This window comes from Streptomyces sp. NPDC001880, assembly GCF_053594575.1.
This window is the reverse complement of record NZ_JBSFET010000270.1, coordinates 1-1,621: the sequence shown is the minus strand read 5'-3', so window position 1 is coordinate 1,621 and position 1,621 is coordinate 1. Positions and strand designations below refer to the sequence as shown.

Below are 1,621 nucleotides of genomic sequence, written 5' to 3'. Positions count from 1 at the left end.
TGGAGAGGCAGGTGTCCTTGCTGCCCATGCCGGAGTTCGCGCGGTAGCTCTTGACCGCCTTGCCGTTGTGGACGAGGGCGAGGGTCGAGTACATCAGGTACTTCTGGTTCTTGGTGAACTTCAACGAGTACCCGGAAGGGCCGGGCTGGGAGTTGTGGCCGGTGCCGGGCCGGGCGCCGGCGGGCGCGGTGACCACCGCGTCGACGGCAGAGCGTGCCTGCAATGCCTTCGTCGTGCACACACGAGAAGCGCTTCAGGACATGGCCCGCCCGCCACGAGACCGCGCCCGAAATGATCGCTGTCTCTCCCCTGCTCGCAGCCGTCGACCGGCCTCTCCCGAATGAGGCGACCGCTGTGCCCGAGGTATCAGTGAATGCCCAGAAGACCGTCTCGTCGGCTGGCCGTGTGGTATGCGGCTGCCATCGGCTCTTTTTTGGGTGGCGGGCACCTGTCCTGGATCACGAAGATGGTCTGCATGGGATGTGACATACACGGCTTCATCGAATGCCGCCGCAGCTATCGCGACTACGAGAACGACTCCTGCTGGCATGCCGCCATCAACCTGGATCACCTGTACGACGCGCGGGACTACGACGCCTTCGGATGTCTCTTCGGGGTCCGCAATGATTTCAAGATCACCGACGATAAGGCCTTCGAACCGCTCGCAGCCGCCCGCGGTCTTCCACCCGATGTGTCGAAACGTGTCCGTGATCTGTATGAGTACCACGAGGGACACAGCCCAACCTCGATCAGCTGGGCGGAAGTCGAGAAGGCCGACTGGGATGAGCTGTCCTTGCAGCCGGACCCCTACGTACACGAGCACCGTCGTCATGCCGACGGCAGCTGGCAGTTGTACGAACGGCACTATGCCGCCCCGCAAGCCTTCCTCGATCTCTGCGGTTGCCCCGAAGACATCGCCAACCGCGCCGGCCTCCACTTCCCGGAAGGCACCGAATGGTGCGACGGCGACCGGCTGTTTCGTATAGGCCGCCTCAGACGTAAAGACGTCGTCCGTCCGGACGGGCAGTGGACGCCCGTCTGGACAGTCATGCGCACTCTCGCGGAACTGCACGGGAACGAGGCGGTCAGACTCGTCGTCTGGTTCGACAGCTGAACAGGGCCCGATCAACATCCCGGCACCCGTCCCAGGGGTCCGGGAAGAGGAAGGGGTGCGGGATAGTGCGGTGGCGGCTGCCCCCGCGCCGCCGGTGACGAGCGCGGGGGCAGGAGGGTCAGATGAAGGTGATGTCCCAGTGGATGCCGCCGCTGCGGGGAACCTCGTAGACGTACTCGGCGGTGATGCCGTTCAGGGTGCCGTGCCAGCGGGCGCCGGTGCCCCGGGGAGCGCCCTTGCGCTGGGTGGTCTTGATCCAGTTGGTCACGCAGCGGCCCTCGTCACGGGTACGCAGGTCGAGCTTGTAACCGTTGGCGTGGGAGCGGGTGCCCCGGGTGCTGTGACCGGACTCGGTCCCGCCCGTGATGACGATGGTGCAGCCGCCGCTGGCCTTCTTCAGAGCGATGACACCCTGGATGGTACGGGCCCGGACACCTTCGAGGGAGGTCCGGCCGACCGGGGCCTTGATCCCGGCCGCGGCAAGCTGCGCGAGCGCCTGCCGCTGGG

At 66.0% G+C, this 1,621-nt stretch carries 2 protein-coding genes and 1 pseudogene; 1 reads left to right on the top strand and 2 read right to left on the bottom strand.

Annotated features, from left to right (window positions below; all coding sequences use genetic code 11):
* The coding region (locus tag ACWCQ6_RS37175) for a hypothetical protein (RefSeq protein ID WP_451096917.1) at window positions 1-223 on the bottom strand (223 nt) is incomplete at its 3' end.
* A gap of 150 nt (window positions 224-373) precedes the next feature.
* Here ACWCQ6_RS37175 and ACWCQ6_RS37170 point away from each other — a divergent pair.
* Window positions 374-1,114, top strand: coding sequence for a hypothetical protein (locus tag ACWCQ6_RS37170; protein WP_451096915.1), 741 nt, complete (start codon window positions 374-376; stop codon window positions 1,112-1,114).
* 118 nt (window positions 1,115-1,232) lie between these two features.
* Here the strand turns inward: ACWCQ6_RS37170 and ACWCQ6_RS37165 are convergent.
* Window positions 1,233-1,621, bottom strand: a pseudogene (locus ACWCQ6_RS37165) (peptidoglycan-binding domain-containing protein); the annotation flags it as partial.

Coding starts and splice junctions, on each gene's coding strand:
- ACWCQ6_RS37170 (WP_451096915.1), top strand. CDS start 374: ATGCCCAGAAGACCGTCTCGTCGGCTGGCCGTGTGGTATGCGGCTGCC.